Below are 18992 nucleotides of genomic sequence, written 5' to 3' on the forward strand. Positions count from 1 at the left end.
CGCCAGTTGCGATGTCGCGAGGCTTCGGGTCAAGCCGTTCCCCATTGACCTCGCCCCCCTCTTCCGTCCCCATGCCGCCCTCAGTTCGAGGGTCTACATGAATCGCTTCGCCATCGCCGCAGTCGCCGGTCTGCTCCTCTCCGTGACGGCCATCTCCGCCGCCGCCCAGATCCAGCCCGCGACGACAGCCGCGACCGCAGAGAACCCCGCCCTCGCCTCGATCATCGCCGACTACGACGCCTGGCAGCTGAGCCTGAACCCGATCCAGGCGGCACGCGAGGGCGACCAGGCCGCCAAGTCCCGCCTGTCCGATCAATCCCGCGCCGCCGAGATCGCCCGCCTACAACCCTTGAACGAATTCAAGCGACGCCTGGCCGCCCTCGACGCCTCGACCCTGTCGTCGAACGACGGCCTGAACCGCGACTTCCTCGCCGACATCGTCGACCGGTCGATCGAGTCCATCGGCCTCGACGGCGGTCGTCTGGCCTTCAACTCCGAGGGCGGGCCGGGACAGAGCGCCGGCTTCCTCGCCGCCGGCACCCGTATCACCAGCCGCGCCGACGCCGACGCCTGGCTCAGCCGCCTCGCCGCCCTGCCTGCATGGTACGACGAAGGCCTGGCCGACGCCCGGCGCGGGCTCGAGACTGGCTTCGTCCAGCCGAAATCCGTCGTCGAAAGCGCCCTCGCCATCTTCCGCAACGAGGCGGCCTTCACGCCCGCGACCGACCCCCTCCTTCGGCCCTTCGCCAGCCTGCCCGCGACCATCTCCGCCGCGGATCAGGAAAGCCTCCGAACCCGCGCCGCCGCCATCGTTGCCGAACGGATCGTCCCGCGCCGCCAGGCCTGGGTCGACTTCACCGCCAATGAGTACCTTCCCGCCGCCCCGGCCGAGGTCGGCATCGGCTCACGTCCCGGCGGGCGCGAGTTCTACGCCTTCGAGGCCCGCCGCTACACCACCACCGACCTGACCCCCGACCAGATCCACCAGATCGGGCTGGACGAAGTCGCCCGCATCCGGGCCCGCATGGACACGGAGATGCGGGCCTCCGGCTGGACCGGCGACTTCGCCGGCTTCCTCAATCATCTGCGGACCGATCCGCAGTTCTACGCCACCTCGCGCGAGGACATGCTGGAGAAGGCCTCGGAGATGGCCAAACGGGCCGACGGCGGCCTGCCCGCCCTGTTCCGCACCCTGCCGCGCCTGACCTACAACGTCCGCCCCGTGCCGCTGGACATCGAGGACAACTATACGACCGGCCGCTACAACGGCGGCTCGCTCGAGGAGGGGACGCCCGGCGGCTATATCGTCAACACCGGCAAGCTGGACCAGCGTCCGCTCTACGAACTGCCCGCCCTGACGCTGCACGAGGCCGTCCCCGGCCACCACCTCCAGATCGCCCTGCAGCAGGAGGCCGCCGCCGGTCCGGCCTTCCGCCGCAACGCCGGGGTCACCGCCTTCACCGAGGGCTGGGGCCTTTATTCAGAATTCCTCGGCGAGGAGATGGGCTTCTACCGCACGCCCGAGGAGCGGTTCGGCCGCCTGAGCTACGAGATGTGGCGCGCCTGTCGTCTGGTCGCGGACACCGGCATGCACTGGATGGGCTGGACCATCGAACAGGCCCGCGCGTGCTTCACCGACAACTCCGCCCTGTCGCCGCACAATATCGAGACGGAGCTTCAGCGCTACATCGGCTGGCCGGGTCAGGCCCTGGCTTACAAGATCGGCGAGATCCGCCTGCGCGCCATCCGCACACGCGCCGAGGCGGCCCTGGGCGAGCGGTTCAACGTCCGCGACTTCCACGACGCCCTGCTGGTCGACGGCCCCCTGCCGCTGGACCTGCTCGACCGCCGCATGGACGCCTGGATCGCGGCGCAGCAGTAATCCTCCCCCATCGGGGGAGGGAGACCGCGAAGCGGTGGAGGGGGCCGGCCTCAGACACCGAGTGTGCGGTGAGCCCCCTCCGTCACTTCGCTTCGCTCCGCGCCACCTCCCCCGATGGGGGAGGATTAGGCAAATCCACGCCCGACAGCTTCCAGCCAAACAGCCCCTGCCGCTTCAGCAGCAGCTTCAACTTTTCGTCCGGCCGGTCGGGGTCTGTCAGGCCCAGCACGAAGGTGTTCAGGTCGCGATAGGCGTAGCTCTGGCGGATGTCCTGATCTTCCCCCTCCGGCTGTGGCGTACGCGCCGCGGCGGCGTCGGTCGGATCCGGCGTGTCGGCCGTCCGCACCATGGCGGCGATGGTCGGCGCGTTGACCAGGGCGTCGACGGCCCCGCTGACCAGCATGGGCGCCAGCATCATCCCGAGACCGCCCAGGGCGCTGTCGCGGACGTCCGGGTCGGCCTCGGCCTCCGTCATCAGGCGCGCGGTCAGTTCGTCCTTGAGGCTGTCGCGGAAGGCCGGGAAATCGACCAGCCGCTCCAGCGCCGCCTCGTCTCCCGCCTTGGCCGCCGCGACCAGACTGTTCACCGTCAGGAGCGGCGTGCCGAAATAGGCGACGAGGAAGGCGACGACCGCCAGGACCACGACGCCCTTGATCAGGCCCTTCATCGTTTCGTCTCCGGAGCGGCGGTGGTCGGTGCAACAGGCGCGGGCGTCTGCGGAGTGGCCCCGTCAGGCAGGCCGATATGGACCAGCTTCCACTCGAACGGTCCCTTGCGCTCGAAGGTGAAGACCGTGTCCGATCCTCCGTCGTCCGTCACGGCCATCCGGGCGCGGTTGATCCCCCAGTAGACCGGCTTGGGCCAGGGCGCCGACGCTTCATCGGTCCCCGGCCGGGCCGTCCGCACGGCGGCGTAGCGGCCCTCGGCCCGGGTCAGGCCATCGATGGCGTCGGGCGTCAGATAGGCGTCGGGATTCGGCCCCTGCGGCGCCGCGACGTCCTCGAACTGTCGACGGAAGGCGCCGATCGGATCGTTCATGAAGGACGGCGGCGGGGTCAGAGCCTCGGGTCGTCCCGACAGTTGGGGCCGCAGCGACGCCCGCACGGCATCGAAATCCATAAGTCGCTGCAGCCCGGCGACGTCGTCCGACTGGGCCGCTGATCGGATGCCGAAGAAGGCTACGGCCGGCGCCGCAAAGAAGCTGACCACCGCGAGCGCGATGGCGGCCAGCACCAGATTGCCGAATACTCTTTTCACCGGTGGTCTCCCCTCCTCCGACGCAAACGCCATCAATGCACGTCGGAGCCCACCGCTCAAACGAAACCCCGCCGGAGAAGCTCCGGCGGGGTCGAAAGATTCGAACCCTGTTGGCTCAGATCGGGCTCAGCCGACGTTGGGCAGAGCCTTCTTCAGGTTCTCGGCGACCTTGTCGAGGAAGCCTTCGGTGGTCAGCCACGACTGCTGATCGCCGACCAGCAGGGCCAGGTCCTTGGTCATGAAGCCGGCCTCGACGGTTTCGACGACGACCTTTTCCAGGGTCTCGGCGAACTGGGCCAGTTCGGCGTTTTCGTCCAGCTTGGCGCGGTGCTTGAAGCCGGCCGTCCAGGCGAAGATCGAGGCGATCGAGTTGGTCGAGGTGGCCTCGCCCTTCTGGTGCTGGCGGAAGTGGCGGGTCACGGTGCCGTGGGCGGCCTCGGTCTCCATCACCCTGCCGTCCGGCGTCAGCAGCACCGAGGTCATCAGACCCAGCGAGCCGAAGCCCTGGGCGACGATATCGGACTGCACGTCGCCGTCGTAGTTCTTGCACGCCCAGACGAAGCCGCCCGACCATTTGATGGCCGCGGCCACCATGTCGTCGATCAGACGGTGCTCATAGGTCAGGCCGGCAGCCTTGAACTTGTCGGCGTATTCGGCGTCGAAGATCTCCTGGAAGATGTCCTTGAAGCGGCCGTCGTAGGCTTTCAGGATGGTGTTCTTCGTCGACAGATAGACCGGATAGTTGCGCGCCAGGCCGTAGCTGAACGAGGCATGGGCGAAGTCACGGATCGAATCGTCAAGGTTGTACATGCCCATGGCCACGCCGGCCGAGGGGAAGTCGAAGACCTCGTAGTTCTGCTCTTCGCCATTGGCGCCGACCCACTTCATGGTCAGCTTGCCGGGTCCGGGAACCAGGAAGTCGGTAGCCTTGTACTGGTCGCCGAAGGCGTGACGGCCGACCACGATCGGCTGGGTCCAGCCCGGGACCAGGCGGGGCACGTTCTGGCAGATGATCGGCTCGCGGAAGACCACGCCGCCCAGGATGTTGCGGATGGTGCCGTTCGGCGACTTCCACATTTTCTTCAGGCCGAACTCGGCGACGCGCGCCTCATCGGGGGTGATGGTGGCGCATTTCACGCCGACGCCGTGCTTCTGGATGGCGTGGGCGGCGTCGATCGTCACCTGGTCGTCAGTGGCGTCGCGGTGCTCCATGCCCAGGTCGTAGTAGTCCAGCTCGACGTCGACGAACGGGAAGACCAGCTTGTCCTTGATCCACTGCCAGATGATGCGGGTCATTTCGTCGCCGTCGATGTCCACGATGGGATTGGCGACCTTGATCTTGGCCATGCGGCTTCGTCCTGTTCTGCAAGTTTCGGGAGGTGGCGGCGGTATAGCGATCACAGACGCGCGAGGCAAAGGGCGAGGCGTCGCCGATTAACCCTGCCCTGAAAAAGCCGCCTCCGGCCAAGCTGAACCCCGACAGGCCGGGCCGGTTCTATCCGGCGGAAGGGCGTGCCCGGCTCCGGAGGGATACGCCGAATGAACGATGAGACCGAACGCCTGATTCAACGCTGGATGATCGCCTTCTGCGAAGTTCCGATCCTGGTCGATCTGGACCTGATGCGGGCAGTTCTCGCTGATGTCGAAGACAGGCAGGAGGCGCCAACACCATGACTGAAAACATCTTCAAGGCCGGCGACAAGGTCGAGTGGGATCATTCGCAGGGAACAACCACCGGCGAGGTCGTCCGTAAGCTGACGACGCCCACGACGATCAAGACCCACAAGGTTGCGGCCTCGCCCGATAACCCCGAATATCTGGTCGAGAGCGGCAAGACCGGCGCCCGCGCCGCGCACAAACCGTCGGAACTGCGCAAGGCCTGACTCGGCCTCGACCTCGGGGGGAACAATGCGTGTAATCGCACTGATGGCGATGGCGGCGATGCTGGCGGCCTGTGGCGAAGATCAGGCGGCGAAGGCCGGTTCCAAACCCGATAGCGCATCGACATCCGATCCCTCTCCGTCTGCGCGGCCTTCGGAACAGCGGAAGTTCCGCGACTGGCTGGCCGTCTGCGACAACAGCGGGACCTGCAACGTCTTCGCCCCGGCCTTGGAAGGGACGGGCTGGGTCCGCATCAGCATGCCGGCCGGCCCTGACGCGACGCCGGGCGTCGTGGTCGGCTTCTGGCCCGAGAGCGGCGCCTTCGACGGCGCTGTGACGGCGCGCGTCGACGGGGTCGATTTCGCGGCTCGTGCGGCGACGGGCGACGACGCCTTGCCCGTCGCGATCATCGCCCCGGACCGGGCGCGCGCCCTGGTCGACGCCATGGCCCAGGGCGCCGCTATGGCGTTGAACGCCGGGTCGGAGACCATTCCGATCTCCCTGACCGGAGCGGCGGCCTCACTGCTGTGGATCGATGAACGTCAGGGCAGGTTGGGCACGACCACGGCGCTGATCCGCAAGGGATCTCGCCCCGCCTTGGCGGTTCCGGCCGCGCCCGCGCGACCCCGGATCGAGCCTGCGCCCGCTGTTAGTCAGGCGGGATATGGCGATCAGGAAGGCCAGATTCTGCCGGCCGCCGTCGAGGCCCTGCCGGCCGTGATCCAGTGCCGGGCCGAAACCGATTTCAATCCGGACCTGCAGAAGGTGATCTCCTCCGCCCGGCTGGATGGGAACACTGTACTGTGGAGCGTCCCTTGCGGGGTGGGCGCCTACAATTTCGCCAACGCCTGGTTCACCACGACGCCCCAGGGAACGAACCCCCGCCGGGTGACCTTTCCGAGTGCATCGGGGGAGCCTCTGGATATGCTGGTCAACGCCGCCTACGACCCGGCGACACGGGTTATAGACGCCTTCAACAAGGGCCGCGGTCTGGGCGACTGCGGTATGGTCGACAGCTGGACCTGGACGGCTCGCGGCTTCGTGCTGAAGTCCTCTTCGGAGATGTCCGAGTGCTGGGGCGTGCCCGGCGAGTACTGGCCGACGTCCTGGGTCAGCGAGTGACCGGCGGCGAGACGCCCGACGTCGACGTCCTGATTGTCGGTGCGGGTCCGGCCGGACTGACCGCCGCGACCTATCTGACCCGTTTCCTGCGCTCGGTGCTGATCGCCGACGGAGGCGCGCCTCGCGCCAGCTGGATCCCGCTCAGCCACAACATGCCCGGCTTCCCCGCCGGCATCACCGGCGACGCCATCCTGTCCCGGATGCGGGAGCAGGCTGAAGAATACGGGGCGCGGATCGAGCCAGGGCGTGTCGAGACGCTGCGGCATGATGGCGACCATTTCGTCGCATCGCTGAACGGACGCGAGATTCGCGCGCGGGCGGTCCTGCTGGCGACCGGAGTGATCGACCACCACCCCGACCTGCCGGGCGTGGAACGCGCCATCGAGCGCACTCTGGTCCGCATCTGCCCGATCTGCGACGGCTACGAAGTCACGGGCAAGGCCGTCGCCGTCATCGGCCACAGCGATGCAGGCGTCCGCGAGGCCGCCTTCTTGCGCACCTATTCCGACCGGGTGACCCTGATCCACGTCGGCGCACCCGACGCCCTGACCCAGCGCGAAGCCCTCGTCCGCCTCGGTATCGAACTGGTCGAGACCCCCATCGAAAAGGTGCATCTCGAAGGCGACCGCGTCACCGCCCTCTGCTGGGGCGGCGCCAACCGGTCCTTCGACCTCGTCTATTCCGCCCTCGGAACTTCGCCCAACGTCGAACTGGCCCGAGCGCTCGGCGCCCGCCTTGCCGACGACGGACGCCTCGAGGTCGACCTGCACCAGAAGACCAGCGTCCCCGGTCTCTACGCCGCCGGCGACGTCGTGCGCGGTCTCAACCAGATCGCCGTGGCCACTGCGGAAGCCGCCGTCGCCGCCACGGACATCCACAACACCCTGCGACAGCAGGATGGACAGACGGTCTAGGCGAAGGCCGCCCGCACCCGTCGGTCCAGCACCGTCAGCGGCATCCGCCCGCCCTCCAGCACAGCCGAGTGAAACCGCTTCAGGTCGAAGTTCGGAGCCGCCTTCAGCTCTTCCCGCAATCCGGTGATCGCGATCTCCCCCATCTTGTAGGAACAGGCCTGACCGGGCGCCGAGCAATAGCGGTCGATCTCCGTTTCGTTCGGATCCCCGACGTTCTCGGCCATGTAGCGAATGGCCTCTTCGCGGCTCCAGCCCTTGGCGTGCAGGCCGGTGTCGACGACCAGTCGGCAGGCGCGGAACAGGAAGCTTTCCAGATAGCCGATGCGGCCGAACGGATCGTCTTCGTACAGGCCAAGTTCGTCGGCCAGCCGCTCCGCATACAGCCCCCACCCCTCGCCATAGGCCGAGAAGCCGACCGTCTTGCGATACAGCGGCAGGTTCGCCGACTGCAGAGCCAGCGCCCCCTCGAACAGGTGGCCCGGCGCCGCCTCGTGATAGGTCAGGGTCTTCAGCGTCCAGCGCGGCCAGTCCGCCGTGTCCTTCAGGTTGATGAAGTAGATGCCGGGCCGGGTCCCATCCAGGCTGCCCCCTTGAGCGTAACCGCCCGGAGCCCCCGCCTCGATCGCGGGCGGCACCCGCTGAACCAGGAACTCGCTGGTCGGAACGCGGGCGAAGACCTCGGGCATGCGGGCGCGGACCCGCTCCATCTCGGCGTTGACGTAGGTCAGCAGATCCGCGCGGCCCGCGTCGGTGTTGGGCCACACGAACCGGCTCTCGGTCCTCAGCGCGGCCATCCGTTCGGCGACGGTCCCGTGCGTATAGCCTTCGCCTTTCAGCAGCTCATCCGCCTGGGCCTGAATGTCGGCGACCTGTTCCAGACCCAGGTCATGGATCTCCCACGATGGGGTTTCGGTGGTCGTATAGGCCCTGAGATTGAGCGCGTAATAGGACTGGCCATCTACCCGCCCGCCGATCCCGGCGTCATGGACCGCATCGACCCGCTGGCGCTGCAGCTCGATGATCTGGCGATCCAGCGCCAGCTTCACCGGCCCGTCCAGCAGGGTCTCGGCCCGACTGACGTGGTCGCCCTCGATCCCGGCCTCGGCCATCTTGCGGGCCAGGCTGCGCACCATCGCCTGACCGGCTCCGGGCTGGTCCCGCAGCGCCGTCAGTTGCTGGATCGACTTGTCGAGAATGAAGGCGGGCGCGACCATCCCCATTCCGGCATGGGCCCGGGTGCGTTCGGTGTCTCCATCGAGAGAGGCCGGGAATGCGCTCAGCCGCTCGATGAAGGCGTCCGCGTCTTCGCGCGTCTTTACCGGATGGGTGGTGTCGAGGAAGCTCGGCACATCGACATAGGCGCCGTTGATCTGGCTGACGACATAGGGGGTCCTCCGCCAGCTGTCGGCCGTGTGCCAGCCGAAGCCGGCGGACTCGGCTGCGATCTCCTTCTGGAACGACAGCACGTCGTAGCTCGCTCGCCCCTCGGCCGAGAGGGCGGCCGCGTCGATCGTCCTCAGCTCCTCCAGCCGCTCGCGCGCCCGGATCGCCTCATGCTCGGCGGCGGCCAACGACCGGTCATCCAGCCGGCTCCGTAGCCCCGCCCGCTCGCCGACGTCGAGCCCCAGCGCCGTCGCTGCCTGCGGCGCCCCGTCCATATCCTCGTCGAACTGACGGCTCAGAATGGCGTCCAGCCGCGCGTCCTCGTCCGCACGGGCGAAGGCCAGGGACGGCAGGGCGGCGAGCCCCGCCCCCGCGGCGGCGGAGGCGAGCAGTCGGCGACGATCGATCATCACGCGGCCGCCTGCGCTGCGGTCCATTCGGTGATGACCCGCTCAAGCACCGTCAGCGGAACGCCCCCGGTGTTCATCCCTGCGTCGTGGAAGGCCTTGATGTCGAACCGGTCGCCCAGCGTCGCCTTCGCCGTCTCGCGCAACTCGACCCATTTGGTGTGACCCAGCTTGTAGGAACAGGCCTGCCCCGGCCAGACGCAGTAGCGCTCGATCTCGGTGGTGACCGCACTCTCGGCGTCGCCCAGGGCGTCGACCATGAACCGGATCGCCTGTTCCCGGCTCCAGCGCTTGGCGTGCAGGCCGCTGTCGACGACCAGGCGGGTCGCCCGGAACATCAGGGACTGGAGATAGCCGATCTTGCCGTAGGGATCGTTCTCGTACATGCCGATCTCGTCGGCCAGCTGTTCGGCGTACAGGCCCCAGCCCTCCGAATAGGCCGAGAAGCCGAGCACCTTCATCAGCAGCGGCGTATTGGCCCGCTCCTGCGCCAGGGCGATCTGGTGGTGATGGCCAGGCACCGCCTCGTGATAGGTCAGGGTCGGCAGCTGCAGCTTCGGCCACTCCGCCGTGTCCCGCAGGTTGATGTAGTAGATGCCCGGCCGCGACCCATCCAGCGCAGGCGCGTTGTAATAGCCGCCCGGCGCCCCGCCCTCGATCGCCTTGGGCACGCGCCGGATCTCGACGGCGGCCTGCGGCAACCGGCCGAAATACTGCGGCATGCGGCGGCGGACCTCTTCGGTCTGGGTGTTGAGGTCGCGCAGGAGCTGTTCCTTGGCCTCATCCGTGTTCGGATAGCGCTGGGCCGGGTCCTCGCCGAGCGCCTTGATCCGCGCGCCGACCGAGCGCTGCGTCAGCCCCTGCGCCTTGAGCAGGCCGTCGGCCCGTGCGGACAGTTCGGCCAGTTGCGCCAGACCGATCTCGTGGATCTCGTCGCCGGACAGGTTGGTCGTCGTGTAGCTCCGGATGCCGAAGCGGTAGAAGTCATCGCCATCCGGCAGCCGCCAGACGCCGGCGTCATGGGTCGCCCCCGCCTGACGCGCCCGCAGCGCATCCGCCTGACGGGTCAGGGCCGGGAAGACGGCGTCGTTGACGAGGGTCTCGGCGCGCGCGCCCCAGTCGCCGGCGATCGACTTCTCGCCCGTCCGCCGGACGACCGACTGGACCAGGGTGGTGCCGGCCGCTCCCGGCGCCATCAGCGACTCCATCTGGCTGAGCGTCCGGGCGATGATGAAGTCGGGCGGAACGGCCCCGGCCTCGAACTCGGTCTCCATCCGAGCCGTCTCCTGATCAAGGGCGGTGGCGAAGGCCGAAACGCGGCTCAGATAGGCCTCGGCGTCCTCCGCCGTCTCGATCGAGTGCTGACTGTCGAGGAAGTCGGGGATGCCTCGGTAGGAGCCGGTCAGCTGGCTGACGGTGTAGGGCGAAGGGCTGAAGCCGCCGCCATAGGGGAAGTCGTAGCCGAGCATGGCGGTGTCGCCGAAATACTCCAGCGAGTCGTACCAGACCTTCTCGTCAGTGCTCAGGGCGGCGCGGTCGACGGCCTTCAGGTCGGTCATTTGCCGGCGGAAGGTCGCCTTGTCCGCATCGATCTTGGCCTGGGACCGGTCATCGAGCTGCGCCTTCTTCGGCGCGTTCGGCCCCTTGTCGAAGCCGAGCGAGGTCAGCAGCTCCGGAGACGTCATCAGCGTCTCCTGAACGATGGAGTTCATCACCGCCGTGAAGGCGGCGGACGCTGTTCCCGCCTGAGGCCGGGCGATGACCTGGCCGGCCGCCATCAGGCTGGCTCCGGCGGCGGCGGTGAACATCAGGCGGCGACGGTCGATCATGGCGGGCTCCCGAAAACAACGGGCCGCATTGGTCACCAACCGCGCCGCCTCGACAAGCGCCTGTAGTCAGAAATCGATCAGGCGGACCAGCCGCTGGGCGAATGTTGGCTCCAGGGCGTCACAACGGTCGCCGAACGACGCCGCGCCGGCTTCGTCCGCGTGCGGCGCTTCGGGAAACCATCCAAAACGGCCAGAATAACAGCCAGCCACCCCCACGCGGCGTCCTTATGCTTCTGATGAACTTCTTCCATGGCGGCCTCCTGTGCCTGTTGCCTTCGATATTGAAGATATCGGCTTGACAGGCCCCGTTCGCAAACCAGTAGTATGAGGGGTTAGCCCTAGGTACCCTTATGCGTGATCCCCTCTCCGGCCTGCCACTTTCGTCGATCCGCGTGTTCGAGGCGGCGGCGCGTCTGAACAGTTTCACCCGCGCGGCGGAGGAACTCGGCATGACCCAGGCGGCCGTCAGCTGGCAGATCAAGGCGTTGGAGACGCGGCTGGGGTTCAGCCTGTTCCGCCGCCTGCCGCGCGAGGTCCAGCCGACAGAACAGGGCGAGCGGCTGTCGCGGGCGGCGACCGAGGCCATGACCATTTTGCGCCGGGCCTTCGCCGAGGTGACCGAGGCGGACCAGGGCGTGCTGTCGGTCACCACCCTGACGACCCTGGCGACCCAGTGGCTGGCGCCCAGGCTCGGGGCCTTCCAGGTGGCCAATCCCGGGCTGGCCGTCAGGCTGGACACCAGCCCGACGATCATCGACCTGGCGCGCGAGAACATGGACATCGCGCTCAGGTCAGGCGACGGCGACTGGCCCGGGGTCGCGTGCGCCCTCCTGATGCCAAGCGTCTTCACCCCCCTGTGCAGCCCGGCCCTGTGCGAGCGACTGGACCTCCAGGATCCAGCCGATCTGATCGACGCGCCCCGGGTCGGCGACGAGAAGGAATGGGCGGCCTGGTTCGCCTGCGCCGGGGTCGCAACAGGGGCGACGCCGGCCTCGCGGCTGAGGGCCGACATCCAGGGGCTGGAGGTTGCGGCGGCCATGGGCGGTCAGGGGATCGCCCTGGGGTCGCCCATCCTGTTCGCCCGCGAGATCAAGGCGGGCCTGCTTGTCCGGCCCTTCGATCAGACGGTGAAACTGTCCGAGGGCTACTGGATCGCCTGGCCTGCAGACCGCCCTCGCTCGCCCAAGATCGCCCGCTTCCGCGACTGGCTGCTGGCCGAGGCGGCGGCCGATCCCGACATCGCCGCCGAGATCGGCCCTACGCCCGCATGATCCCCTGAAGCACCGCCAGCGGCACCGAGCCGTTCAGCAGCATCCGGTCGTGGAAGGCCTTGATGTCGAAACCGGGCTTGGCCTCGGCCTCCTGACGCAGGCCTTCGATCACCGTCTGGCCCAGCTTGTAGGAGCAGGCCTGACCCGGCCAGACGATATAGCGATCGACCTCTGACTGGGCGGCGTTGGCGGGGGTGGCGGCCTCGGCGATCATATAGGCGATGGCTTGCTCGCGGCTCCAGCGCTTGTCGTGCAGGCCGGTGTCGACGACCAGGCGGACGGCGCGGAACAGATAGGCCTGCAGATAGCCGATCCGGCCCAGCGGACTGCCTTCGTACATATTCAGGTCGTCGGCGGCGACGCGTTCCGAATACAGGGCCCAGCCCTCATTGTAGGCCGAGAAGCCGCTGGCGCGACGATAGATCGGCAGGGTTCCCGCTTCCCGGGCGATCGAGATCTGGAAGTGATGGCCCGGCGACGCCTCGTGATAGGTCAGGGTCGGCAGTGACCATTTCGGCCGGTTCGCCGTGTCGCGCAGGTTGATGTAGTAGGCGCCCGGTCGCGACCCATCCAGCGACGCCGCCTGGTAGTAGCCGCCGGGCGCGCCGATCTGGATCGACACCGGCACGCGACGGATTTCCACCGGCGCCTGGGGCAGGGTCGAGAAGACCTCGGGCAGGCGCGGGGTGATGGCCGCGACCATCTCGTTCAGCGAGGCGATCAGGGCGACCTTGCCCTCGTCGGTATTGGGCCACAGGTGCTGCGGGTCCTGGCCAAGCGCATTGACCCGCTCGCCCACCGTGCCCTCGGTGATGCCGAGGCCCTTCAGGATGGTGTCGATCTCGGCCTGGATCGAGGCGACCTGTTGCAGGCCGATCTCGTGGATTTCCGAGCCGGTGTAGGTGGTTGTCGTGTAGCCGCGCAGACCCAGATTGTAGAGCGTCTCGCCCTGCGGCAGACGCCAGACGCCGACCTCGTCCGAGGCGTTCGGGCGCTGGGCCTCGAACACCGCGATCTGGCGGCCGAGCGCGGGTTTGATCTCCTCATCGACGATGGCGACGGCACGGTTCGACCAGTCGCCGGCGATCGACTTCTCGCCGGTCTTGCGGACCAGGGCCTGAACCATGGCCATGTCGGCGGCAGGCGTGTCGCGCAGCGTCTTCAGCTGCGTCAGGGTCTTGTCCATGATGACGGCCGGCAGGGTGATCCCGGCCCCGGCGTCCGCCTGCAGCCGCGCATTCTCGTGATCCAACTGGACCGCGAAGGCCTTCAGTCGCGACAGGAAGGCCTCGGCGTCGGCCGTGGTCTCCAGCCGATGCTGGTTGGTCATGAAGTCGGGGACGCTGAAATAGGCGCCGCCGTTCTGGGCCACGATATAGGGCGAACCGGCGAAGGGCAGTTCGGCGCGCATCGCGGCGGTCTCGGCCTGGAACTGCGAGACGGCCAGGGTGACCTTCATGCTGTCCGAAAGGTTGGTGGTCGGCCAGTCCTTGATGCGGTTCCAGCGGGCAATATCCCGCGCCTTGTCCGCCTCTTCCGCCTCAAGGCTGAGGTCAGAGAAACGTGCGGCCAGATGGGCGCGCTCATCCTTGTCGATGCCCAGGCTGGTGGCGAAGGTCGGGTTGCGCTCGACGTTGTCGTAGAACCATTCGGTCAGCAGGGCGTCGAGCGCGGCGTCCTGCTGCGACTGGGCGAAGGCCGCAATCGGCAGGGCGGCGAGAAGGCCGGCGCCGGCGGCGGAGAACATGAGACTGCGGCGATCAAGCATGGGAGACCTTCCAGGACGCGGAACAAACACGGGCAGTATCGAGAATGGCGACCTATTCCGTCGCGGCGCCCAGCCAGGCTTCGCGGAACGCCAGCTGTTGCGGCGCAACCGATCCGCCGCCGGCCTCGGCACGGACCAGATTGAAGGACGGATCGGCGGCGAAGCGCAAGGTGGCGGATCGCTCCACCCCGCGCTGAAGGAAGCGGATCGGGACCTCGTCGCCGGGCCTGGCGGCGGCCAGCGCGGCGGTCCAGTCGGCCTGGCCGGCGATGGCCTTGTCCCCCACCGCGACGATCTGGTCGCCGCGATCCAGACCGGCCTCGTACAGGGGCGTGCCGGGGGCGAGGGCGGCCGCGATAACGGGCGCGCCGGTGGCCGGAAGGCGGACGGTTCCGGCCCAGGCGGCGGTCGGATTGGTCGGGCGGATCACGATCCCCGCCTGGGCCAGCAAGGGCGCGAAGTCCGGCAGGTCGCTGCCCTGGATGGTGCGGGCGAACCAGTCGCGGGCGAAGGCGGGATCACCGGTGACCCGGGCCAGGGCGGCCTCGATGTCGGCGGGCGCATAGGGCCGCTCGGTCACGCCGTGGGCGCGCCACATCTCACGCATGAGGTCGTCCAGCGTCTTGCCCGGGAAGCGCTGGCGCAGCGTGAGGTCAAGGCCGAAGCCGATGACCGCGCCATAGGGATAGTAGTTGACGAAAATGTTCGGGTTGGTCGGGTCGATGGCCGTCGCCGCATCGACGAACGGCGCCCGCAGACTCATCTCCTGCGGCGAGCCATAGCGACGGCCCGAGGCGTTCTGGACGAAGTTCAGCTGTCCGCTCATCTCGCCGAGGAAGTCGTCGACCTTCGACACCCCCGCCCGGCGAATGGCGAGTGGGCCATAGTAGCTGGTGAAGCCTTCCGCGAACCACAACGACGGGGTCGGATTGGCGCGGGCGAAGTCGAACGGCTCCAGCTCGTCGGGACGGATGCGCTCCACGTTCCAGGCGTGGAAGAACTCATGGCTGAGCGTGCCCAGCTGGTCGAAGTCCGCCTCCTTGAACGAGCGGGGGTCGTTGATGATGGTGGAGTTGCGATGCTCCATCCCGTCGCCGCTGACGTAAGGAAGGTAGTCCGCGATGAAGGTGTAGGTCCCGAAATCGAAATCGGGCACGTCGCCGAAGACGGCGATCTGGGCGTCCACGACCCGGCGGGCGCGCGCGGCGAAGATGTCCATCTCCTCGGCTGTGCCCGCATGGTGGGCCGCGATGCGGATGGTGCGGGCAACGCCTGCGTCATCGACCGTCCACTCGCGCACCATGTGGGCGCTGAGCTCGGTCGGACTGTCCATCAGATACTGAAGATTGGGCGCGGCGAAGGTGTTGGGCTCGACCTGCGGCTGAAGCTGGGTCGCGATGGTCCAGTCGGGCGAGAAAGGTTTGAAGCGGACGGTCACCGGCCGGTCGTCGAAGCCTGTCGCCCACGCCAGGGTGGCCGGCATGTTCAGGTGGGCGTGGGTCGCGTCGATCTGGGAATAGGTGCCGTCCGACCGGTCGCCGAACAGGGTGTAGGACAGGCTGACCGTCCCGTCGTGGCCGGGCACGGTCCAGCCGTAGGGGTCGGTGCGGTCGATGGTCAAGCGTCGACCTCGGCCGTCGACGGCGGAGACGGAATAGACGTTCTTGGCGAACTCGTGGATCGCATAGCGGCCGGGCGACGAGCGCGACATCTGGAACCGGACTGGGGCCGTGCCGACGTCGCGATAGGTGACCGTGATCCGCGCCTCATGGTGGACGGCGTTGTCGAAGCTGATGTCGTAGTCCTGGGCCCCTGCGGCGCCGGCCGCGAGGGTCAGGGCGACGAAGGCGGCGGATGCGGTCAGCAGGCGACGAACAGTCATGGGAACTCCGGAACCGGGACGGGCCGCATAGGGGCTTAAGCCGGGCCGGGAGGCAAGGGGAGAGGGAAGATCAGCCCGGCCGCAGTTCCTGCTTCACACGTTCGGCAAGCGTCTTGATGTCCAGCGGCTTGGGCAGGAAGGAGACGCCGGTCTCGTCCTGGAGCAGGTCGGAGAAATCGCTCTCGGCATAGCCGGAGATGAACATGACCGGGGCGTCGCCGAGATACTGGCGGGCCTTCTTCAGCAGGCTGGGCCCATCCAGGCCGGGCATGATGACGTCCGAGATCATCATATCGATCTGACCGGCCCATTCCTCGGCCAGGGCCAGGGCTTCCTCGCCGTCGGCGGCCTCGATGACCTCGTAACCGCGCTGGCGCAGCAGGCGGGCGGCGATTCCGCGCACGGCGGCCTCGTCCTCGACGAACAGGATGCGGCCGTTGCCGGACAGGTCGCGGGGGGCCGCCTTGACCTTGGCCTCGACCGGGCCGGCCTCGATCAGTTCCTGTTCCGAGGCGGCGGGCAGGAAGATGCGGAAGGCGGCGCCCGCCCCCTCCAGATTGGTCACGCCGATATGGCCGCCGGCCTGCTGGACGATGCCGTAGACCGTGGCCAGGCCCATGCCGGTGCCTTCGTTGACCGCCTTGGTGGTGAAGAAGGGTTCGAAGATCTTGTCCAGCAGTTCGGGCGGGACGCCGGGCCCGGTGTCGGACACCTCGATCAGGGCGCTGTCGCCTTCCGGCGCCTCATGCCAGCCCATGGTGCGCGCGTCGGCCTGGCTGAGGCGCTGGGTCCGGATGGTGACCACCCCGGCGCCGGGCTCGACCACGCCGCGCATGGCGTCGCGGGCGTTGACGGCCAGGTTCATCACCGCTGTCTCCAGCTGGGACTTGTCGGCCAGGACCACCGGCAGGTCGCGGCCGTAGTCGGTCTCCAGCCGCACGTCCTCGCGCAGCAGGCGGCGCAGCAGGACGGCGAACTCCCCGACCAGTTCGCCGAGGTCGAGACGCTCGCGACGGACGGTCGACTTCCTCGAGAAGGCCAGCAGTTTCCGCACAAGATCGGCCGCGCGGATGCCCGTCTGGCGGATCTGGTTCAGGCCGTCATAGGACGGATCCCCGACCGGATGGCGCTCCAGCAGTTCGGACAGCTGCAGCTGGATGGCGGTCAGCAGGTTGTTGAAGTCGTGGGCGACGCCGCCGGCCAGCTGGCCCACGGCCTGCATCTTCTGGGCCTGCGACAGCTGCAGCTCCATCGACTTCTGGGCCGAGACGTCGAACAGCCAGACGCGGCGCTTGTCGCCTTCCGGAGCGACATAGAGGTGCAGCATCCTGTCGGGATGGGCGCGGGCGACCAGTTCGATCGGGCCGGTCGATCCGGCGGCGATCCGGTCGCGGGCCTCGATCACGCCCGACGGATCGAACAGATGGCCGAAGGCGGCGTCGCGGGCCGAGGCGGGACCGGTCAGGGTGGCCAGCGCCGGGTTGGCCTCCTCGGCGCGGCTGGCGAAGATGTCGTCGCCGGCGATCACGGCCGAGCCGAACGGAGCCCCGGCGGCCATGGCCCGGGCGTCTCCGGCCGAGGCCGAATAGGCGGGCGTGGCGGCAGCGACCGGCGTGTTGCTCAGCGTCGCTTCGGGCGCCTCGCGGACGAGGAAACGCCCGTCCCCGGCCTGGCCGATCAGGACCTCGATCTCGCGGTCGCCGATCAGGACGATGGCCCGACCCTGCTCGCCCTGACGGGCCTGGGCGAAGGCCATGTAGAGGGCCTGGGCGGACTTGCCTTTGGGCAGGTTGACGGTCGCCCCGTTCTGCGACGCCCAGGCCCCGTTGTAGGCGAGCACGGCGCCGGACGCCCAGACCAGGGCGGCGGGCTCGGCCATGGCGTCGAGCATCTCGACCGCCACGTCGCCGGCGGGCCGGTCGCTGCTGCGGACCTCGATCCGGTTGAAGGCGAACAGCCCCATCAGGGCGACGGCCGCCACCGTGACCAGCAGGATCATGTGCGGCGTGGTCACAGGCCCGGCCTGAAAGGCGGGCCAGGCCAGGGCGGCTATGGCCACGGCGAAACCGACCGCCATCAGGATCACGGTGATGTCGAACTTCGGCGCCGACGGCGCGCTGGAGACGGTCATGGCAAGTCAGCCCCGCGAATCAGTGGGCTGATCATACAGCGCTATCGCCGCTTCCGCTTCTGCATGACGAAGCCGATGACCCTGGCGGCGGCTTCGAAGTGTTCGCGCGGGATAGTCTCGTCGATATCGACGGCGGCGTAGAGGGCGCGGGCGAGCGGCACGTTCTCGACGATCGGCACGTCGTGCTCGCGCGCGACCTCGCGGATGCGCAGGGCCAGCGCATCGACGCCCTTGGCCACGCAGACGGGTGCGGCGTCACCGGCCTCGTAGCGCAGGGCCACCGAATAGTGGGTCGGGTTGGTGACGATGACCGTGGCGTTCGGCATGTTCTGCATCATCCGCTGGCGGCTGCGCTGGTGCCGGATCTGCCTCAGCTTGGCCTTGACGTGGGGGTCGCCCTCGGACTGCTTGTAGTCCTCCTTCAGCTCTTCCTTGGACATCTTCATCCGCTCGGCGAAGCGGTGTTTCTGCCAGAGGAAGTCGGCTCCGGCGGTGAAGGCGAGGAAGATGATGGTCGACATCATCAGGGCGAGTGCCAGGTCCCGGGCCACCGGGAGGATCATCGCCGGCGGCATGGCGGCCATGTTCTCGAGCTCGCGCAGGTGCGGCTTCAGCACCAGCCAGCAGATCACGCCCACCGCGATCAGCTTGAGAAAGGTCTTGATGAACTGGACCACGCCGTCGGGGCCGAAGATGCGTTTGAACCCCGCCAGGGGGTTCACCTTCGACCAGTCGGGCTTCAGCTTCTCGGCGGTGAAGATCAGGCCGGACTGGGCGACATTGCCGCCCACGCCGCCGAGGATCGTGGCCAGCATGACCACGCCGAGGAAGGGCGCGACCGCCCACAGGGCGATGGCCCCGATCTCGACGCCGGCCCCGGCCTCGAGGCCGCCGAGCATGGTGTGGGGGGCGGCGATGAAGGGCAGAAGCTGCTCGGCCATCGAATTGGCGAACCAGCCGCCCGATATCAGCACCACGGCGGCGGCGCCCGCCAGCGACAGGGCCGCGGCGACGTCCGGCGACTTGGCGACATCGCCTTTCTTGCGCGCCTCGTCGAGTTTTCGCGGGGTGGCCTCTTCTGTCTTCGAGTCGGGATCCGGCGCGTCAGCCACCGGCACCTCCCGCGAACATCTGGGCGAGGGTGCGGTAGCGGTCGATGAAGACCGTACCGACCACGCCGAGGCTGAGGGCGAAAACCGACAGGCCCAGCAGGATGCTGAGCGGTGCGGCGGCGAAGAAGACCTGGAACGACGGCATGACCCGGC

16 protein-coding genes are annotated in these 18992 nt (G+C 68.2%); 6 read left to right on the top strand and 10 right to left on the bottom strand.

What is annotated here, in order from left to right:
• Positions 1 to 97 precede the first annotated feature (97 nt).
• On the top strand, positions 98 to 1882 hold the full coding sequence (locus tag RMO01_RS04000) for a DUF885 family protein (RefSeq protein ID WP_309627752.1): 1785 nt from the start codon (positions 98 to 100) through the stop codon (positions 1880 to 1882).
• 82 nt (positions 1883 to 1964) lie between these two features.
• Here the strand turns inward: RMO01_RS04000 and RMO01_RS04010 are convergent, their stop codons facing one another.
• The 3 genes from RMO01_RS04010 to RMO01_RS04020 form a co-directional block, all read right to left on the bottom strand.
• The gene (locus RMO01_RS04010) at positions 1965 to 2549 is read right to left on the bottom strand and encodes a DUF2939 domain-containing protein (protein WP_309627753.1); all 585 of its coding nucleotides are present in this window, start codon (positions 2547 to 2549) and stop codon (positions 1965 to 1967) included.
• Complete coding sequence (locus tag RMO01_RS04015) at positions 2546 to 3139, bottom strand: DUF2939 domain-containing protein (protein ID WP_309627754.1); 594 nt, start codon at positions 3137 to 3139, stop codon at positions 2546 to 2548. Before RMO01_RS04015 ends, RMO01_RS04010 begins: the two co-directional genes overlap by 4 nt.
• Before the next feature lie 126 nt (positions 3140 to 3265).
• Positions 3266 to 4486 carry an NADP-dependent isocitrate dehydrogenase gene (locus tag RMO01_RS04020; protein WP_309627755.1) on the bottom strand — a complete coding sequence of 407 codons (1221 nt, stop codon included), beginning with the start codon at positions 4484 to 4486 and terminating at the stop codon, positions 3266 to 3268.
• Between the two features lie 192 nt (positions 4487 to 4678).
• Between RMO01_RS04020 and RMO01_RS04025 the strand changes: the two genes are divergently transcribed.
• The 4 genes from RMO01_RS04025 to RMO01_RS04040 are packed head-to-tail and all read left to right on the top strand — an operon-like array spanning position 4679 to position 7056.
• On the top strand, positions 4679 to 4813 hold the full coding sequence (locus RMO01_RS04025; RefSeq protein ID WP_309627756.1) for a hypothetical protein: 135 nt from the start codon (positions 4679 to 4681) through the stop codon (positions 4811 to 4813).
• Complete coding sequence (locus RMO01_RS04030; protein WP_309627757.1) at positions 4810 to 5022, top strand: DUF2945 domain-containing protein; 213 nt, start codon at positions 4810 to 4812, stop codon at positions 5020 to 5022. Before RMO01_RS04025 ends, RMO01_RS04030 begins: the two co-directional genes overlap by 4 nt.
• Positions 5023 to 5047: 25 nt before the next feature.
• Positions 5048 to 6142, top strand: a complete 1095-nt coding sequence (locus tag RMO01_RS04035) for a DUF1176 domain-containing protein (protein ID WP_309627758.1) — start codon at positions 5048 to 5050, stop codon at positions 6140 to 6142.
• A complete protein-coding gene (locus tag RMO01_RS04040) occupies positions 6091 to 7056 on the top strand; it encodes an NAD(P)/FAD-dependent oxidoreductase (protein ID WP_309627759.1) in 966 nt (321 codons plus the stop codon). Before RMO01_RS04035 ends, RMO01_RS04040 begins: the two co-directional genes overlap by 52 nt.
• On the opposite strand, the gene RMO01_RS04045 is transcribed toward RMO01_RS04040, so the two are convergent.
• The 3 genes from RMO01_RS04045 to RMO01_RS04055 form a co-directional block, all read right to left on the bottom strand.
• A complete protein-coding gene (locus RMO01_RS04045) occupies positions 7053 to 8849 on the bottom strand; it encodes a DUF885 family protein (RefSeq protein WP_309627760.1) in 1797 nt (598 codons plus the stop codon). The two genes, RMO01_RS04040 and RMO01_RS04045, sit on opposite strands and share 4 nt — an antisense overlap.
• Positions 8849 to 10675 (bottom strand): DUF885 family protein, encoded by a 1827-nt coding sequence (locus RMO01_RS04050; protein ID WP_309627761.1) that lies wholly within the window; start codon positions 10673 to 10675, stop codon positions 8849 to 8851. Before RMO01_RS04050 ends, RMO01_RS04045 begins: the two co-directional genes overlap by 1 nt.
• 77 nt (positions 10676 to 10752) lie before the next feature.
• Complete coding sequence (locus tag RMO01_RS04055; protein WP_309627762.1) at positions 10753 to 10926, bottom strand: hypothetical protein; 174 nt, start codon at positions 10924 to 10926, stop codon at positions 10753 to 10755.
• Positions 10927 to 11025: 99 nt separating this feature from the next.
• Here RMO01_RS04055 and RMO01_RS04060 point away from each other — a divergent pair, with 99 nt between their 5' ends.
• Positions 11026 to 11946 carry a LysR substrate-binding domain-containing protein gene (locus RMO01_RS04060; RefSeq protein ID WP_309627763.1) on the top strand — a complete coding sequence of 307 codons (921 nt, stop codon included), beginning with the start codon at positions 11026 to 11028 and terminating at the stop codon, positions 11944 to 11946.
• Here the strand turns inward: RMO01_RS04060 and RMO01_RS04065 are convergent.
• The 4 genes from RMO01_RS04065 to flhB form a co-directional block, all read right to left on the bottom strand.
• On the bottom strand, positions 11933 to 13714 hold the full coding sequence (locus tag RMO01_RS04065; RefSeq protein WP_309627764.1) for a DUF885 family protein: 1782 nt from the start codon (positions 13712 to 13714) through the stop codon (positions 11933 to 11935). The genes RMO01_RS04060 and RMO01_RS04065 overlap by 14 nt on opposite strands.
• A gap of 52 nt (positions 13715 to 13766) precedes the next feature.
• Positions 13767 to 15596, bottom strand: coding sequence for a PDZ domain-containing protein (locus RMO01_RS04070; RefSeq protein ID WP_309627765.1), 1830 nt, complete (start codon positions 15594 to 15596; stop codon positions 13767 to 13769).
• 70 nt (positions 15597 to 15666) lie between these two features.
• Positions 15667 to 17727: a cell cycle histidine kinase CckA gene (gene cckA / locus RMO01_RS04075; protein WP_309627766.1), complete on the bottom strand. Its 2061-nt coding sequence runs from the start codon at positions 17725 to 17727 to the stop codon at positions 15667 to 15669.
• Positions 17728 to 17768: 41 nt separating this feature from the next.
• Complete coding sequence (gene flhB, locus RMO01_RS04080; RefSeq protein ID WP_309627767.1) at positions 17769 to 18839, bottom strand: flagellar biosynthesis protein FlhB; 1071 nt, start codon at positions 18837 to 18839, stop codon at positions 17769 to 17771.
• Positions 18840 to 18992 lie beyond the last annotated feature (153 nt).

The sequence above is a fragment of the Brevundimonas sp. genome (assembly GCF_031412435.1).
Lineage (GTDB): Bacteria > Pseudomonadota > Alphaproteobacteria > Caulobacterales > Caulobacteraceae > Brevundimonas.

Coding starts and splice junctions, on each gene's coding strand:
- RMO01_RS04060 (WP_309627763.1), top strand. CDS start 11,026: ATGCGTGATCCCCTCTCCGGCCTGCCACTTTCGTCGATCCGCGTGTTC.
- RMO01_RS04055 (WP_309627762.1), bottom strand. CDS start 10,926: ATGGAAGAAGTTCATCAGAAGCATAAGGACGCCGCGTGGGGGTGGCTG.
- RMO01_RS04020 (WP_309627755.1), bottom strand. CDS start 4,486: ATGGCCAAGATCAAGGTCGCCAATCCCATCGTGGACATCGACGGCGAC.
- RMO01_RS04035 (WP_309627758.1), top strand. CDS start 5,048: ATGCGTGTAATCGCACTGATGGCGATGGCGGCGATGCTGGCGGCCTGT.
- RMO01_RS04050 (WP_309627761.1), bottom strand. CDS start 10,675: ATGATCGACCGTCGCCGCCTGATGTTCACCGCCGCCGCCGGAGCCAGC.
- RMO01_RS04070 (WP_309627765.1), bottom strand. CDS start 15,596: ATGACTGTTCGTCGCCTGCTGACCGCATCCGCCGCCTTCGTCGCCCTG.
- RMO01_RS04025 (WP_309627756.1), top strand. CDS start 4,679: ATGAACGATGAGACCGAACGCCTGATTCAACGCTGGATGATCGCCTTC.
- RMO01_RS04030 (WP_309627757.1), top strand. CDS start 4,810: ATGACTGAAAACATCTTCAAGGCCGGCGACAAGGTCGAGTGGGATCAT.
- cckA (WP_309627766.1), bottom strand. CDS start 17,727: ATGACCGTCTCCAGCGCGCCGTCGGCGCCGAAGTTCGACATCACCGTG.
- RMO01_RS04010 (WP_309627753.1), bottom strand. CDS start 2,549: ATGAAGGGCCTGATCAAGGGCGTCGTGGTCCTGGCGGTCGTCGCCTTC.
- RMO01_RS04000 (WP_309627752.1), top strand. CDS start 98: ATGAATCGCTTCGCCATCGCCGCAGTCGCCGGTCTGCTCCTCTCCGTG.
- RMO01_RS04065 (WP_309627764.1), bottom strand. CDS start 13,714: ATGCTTGATCGCCGCAGTCTCATGTTCTCCGCCGCCGGCGCCGGCCTT.
- RMO01_RS04045 (WP_309627760.1), bottom strand. CDS start 8,849: ATGATCGATCGTCGCCGACTGCTCGCCTCCGCCGCCGCGGGGGCGGGG.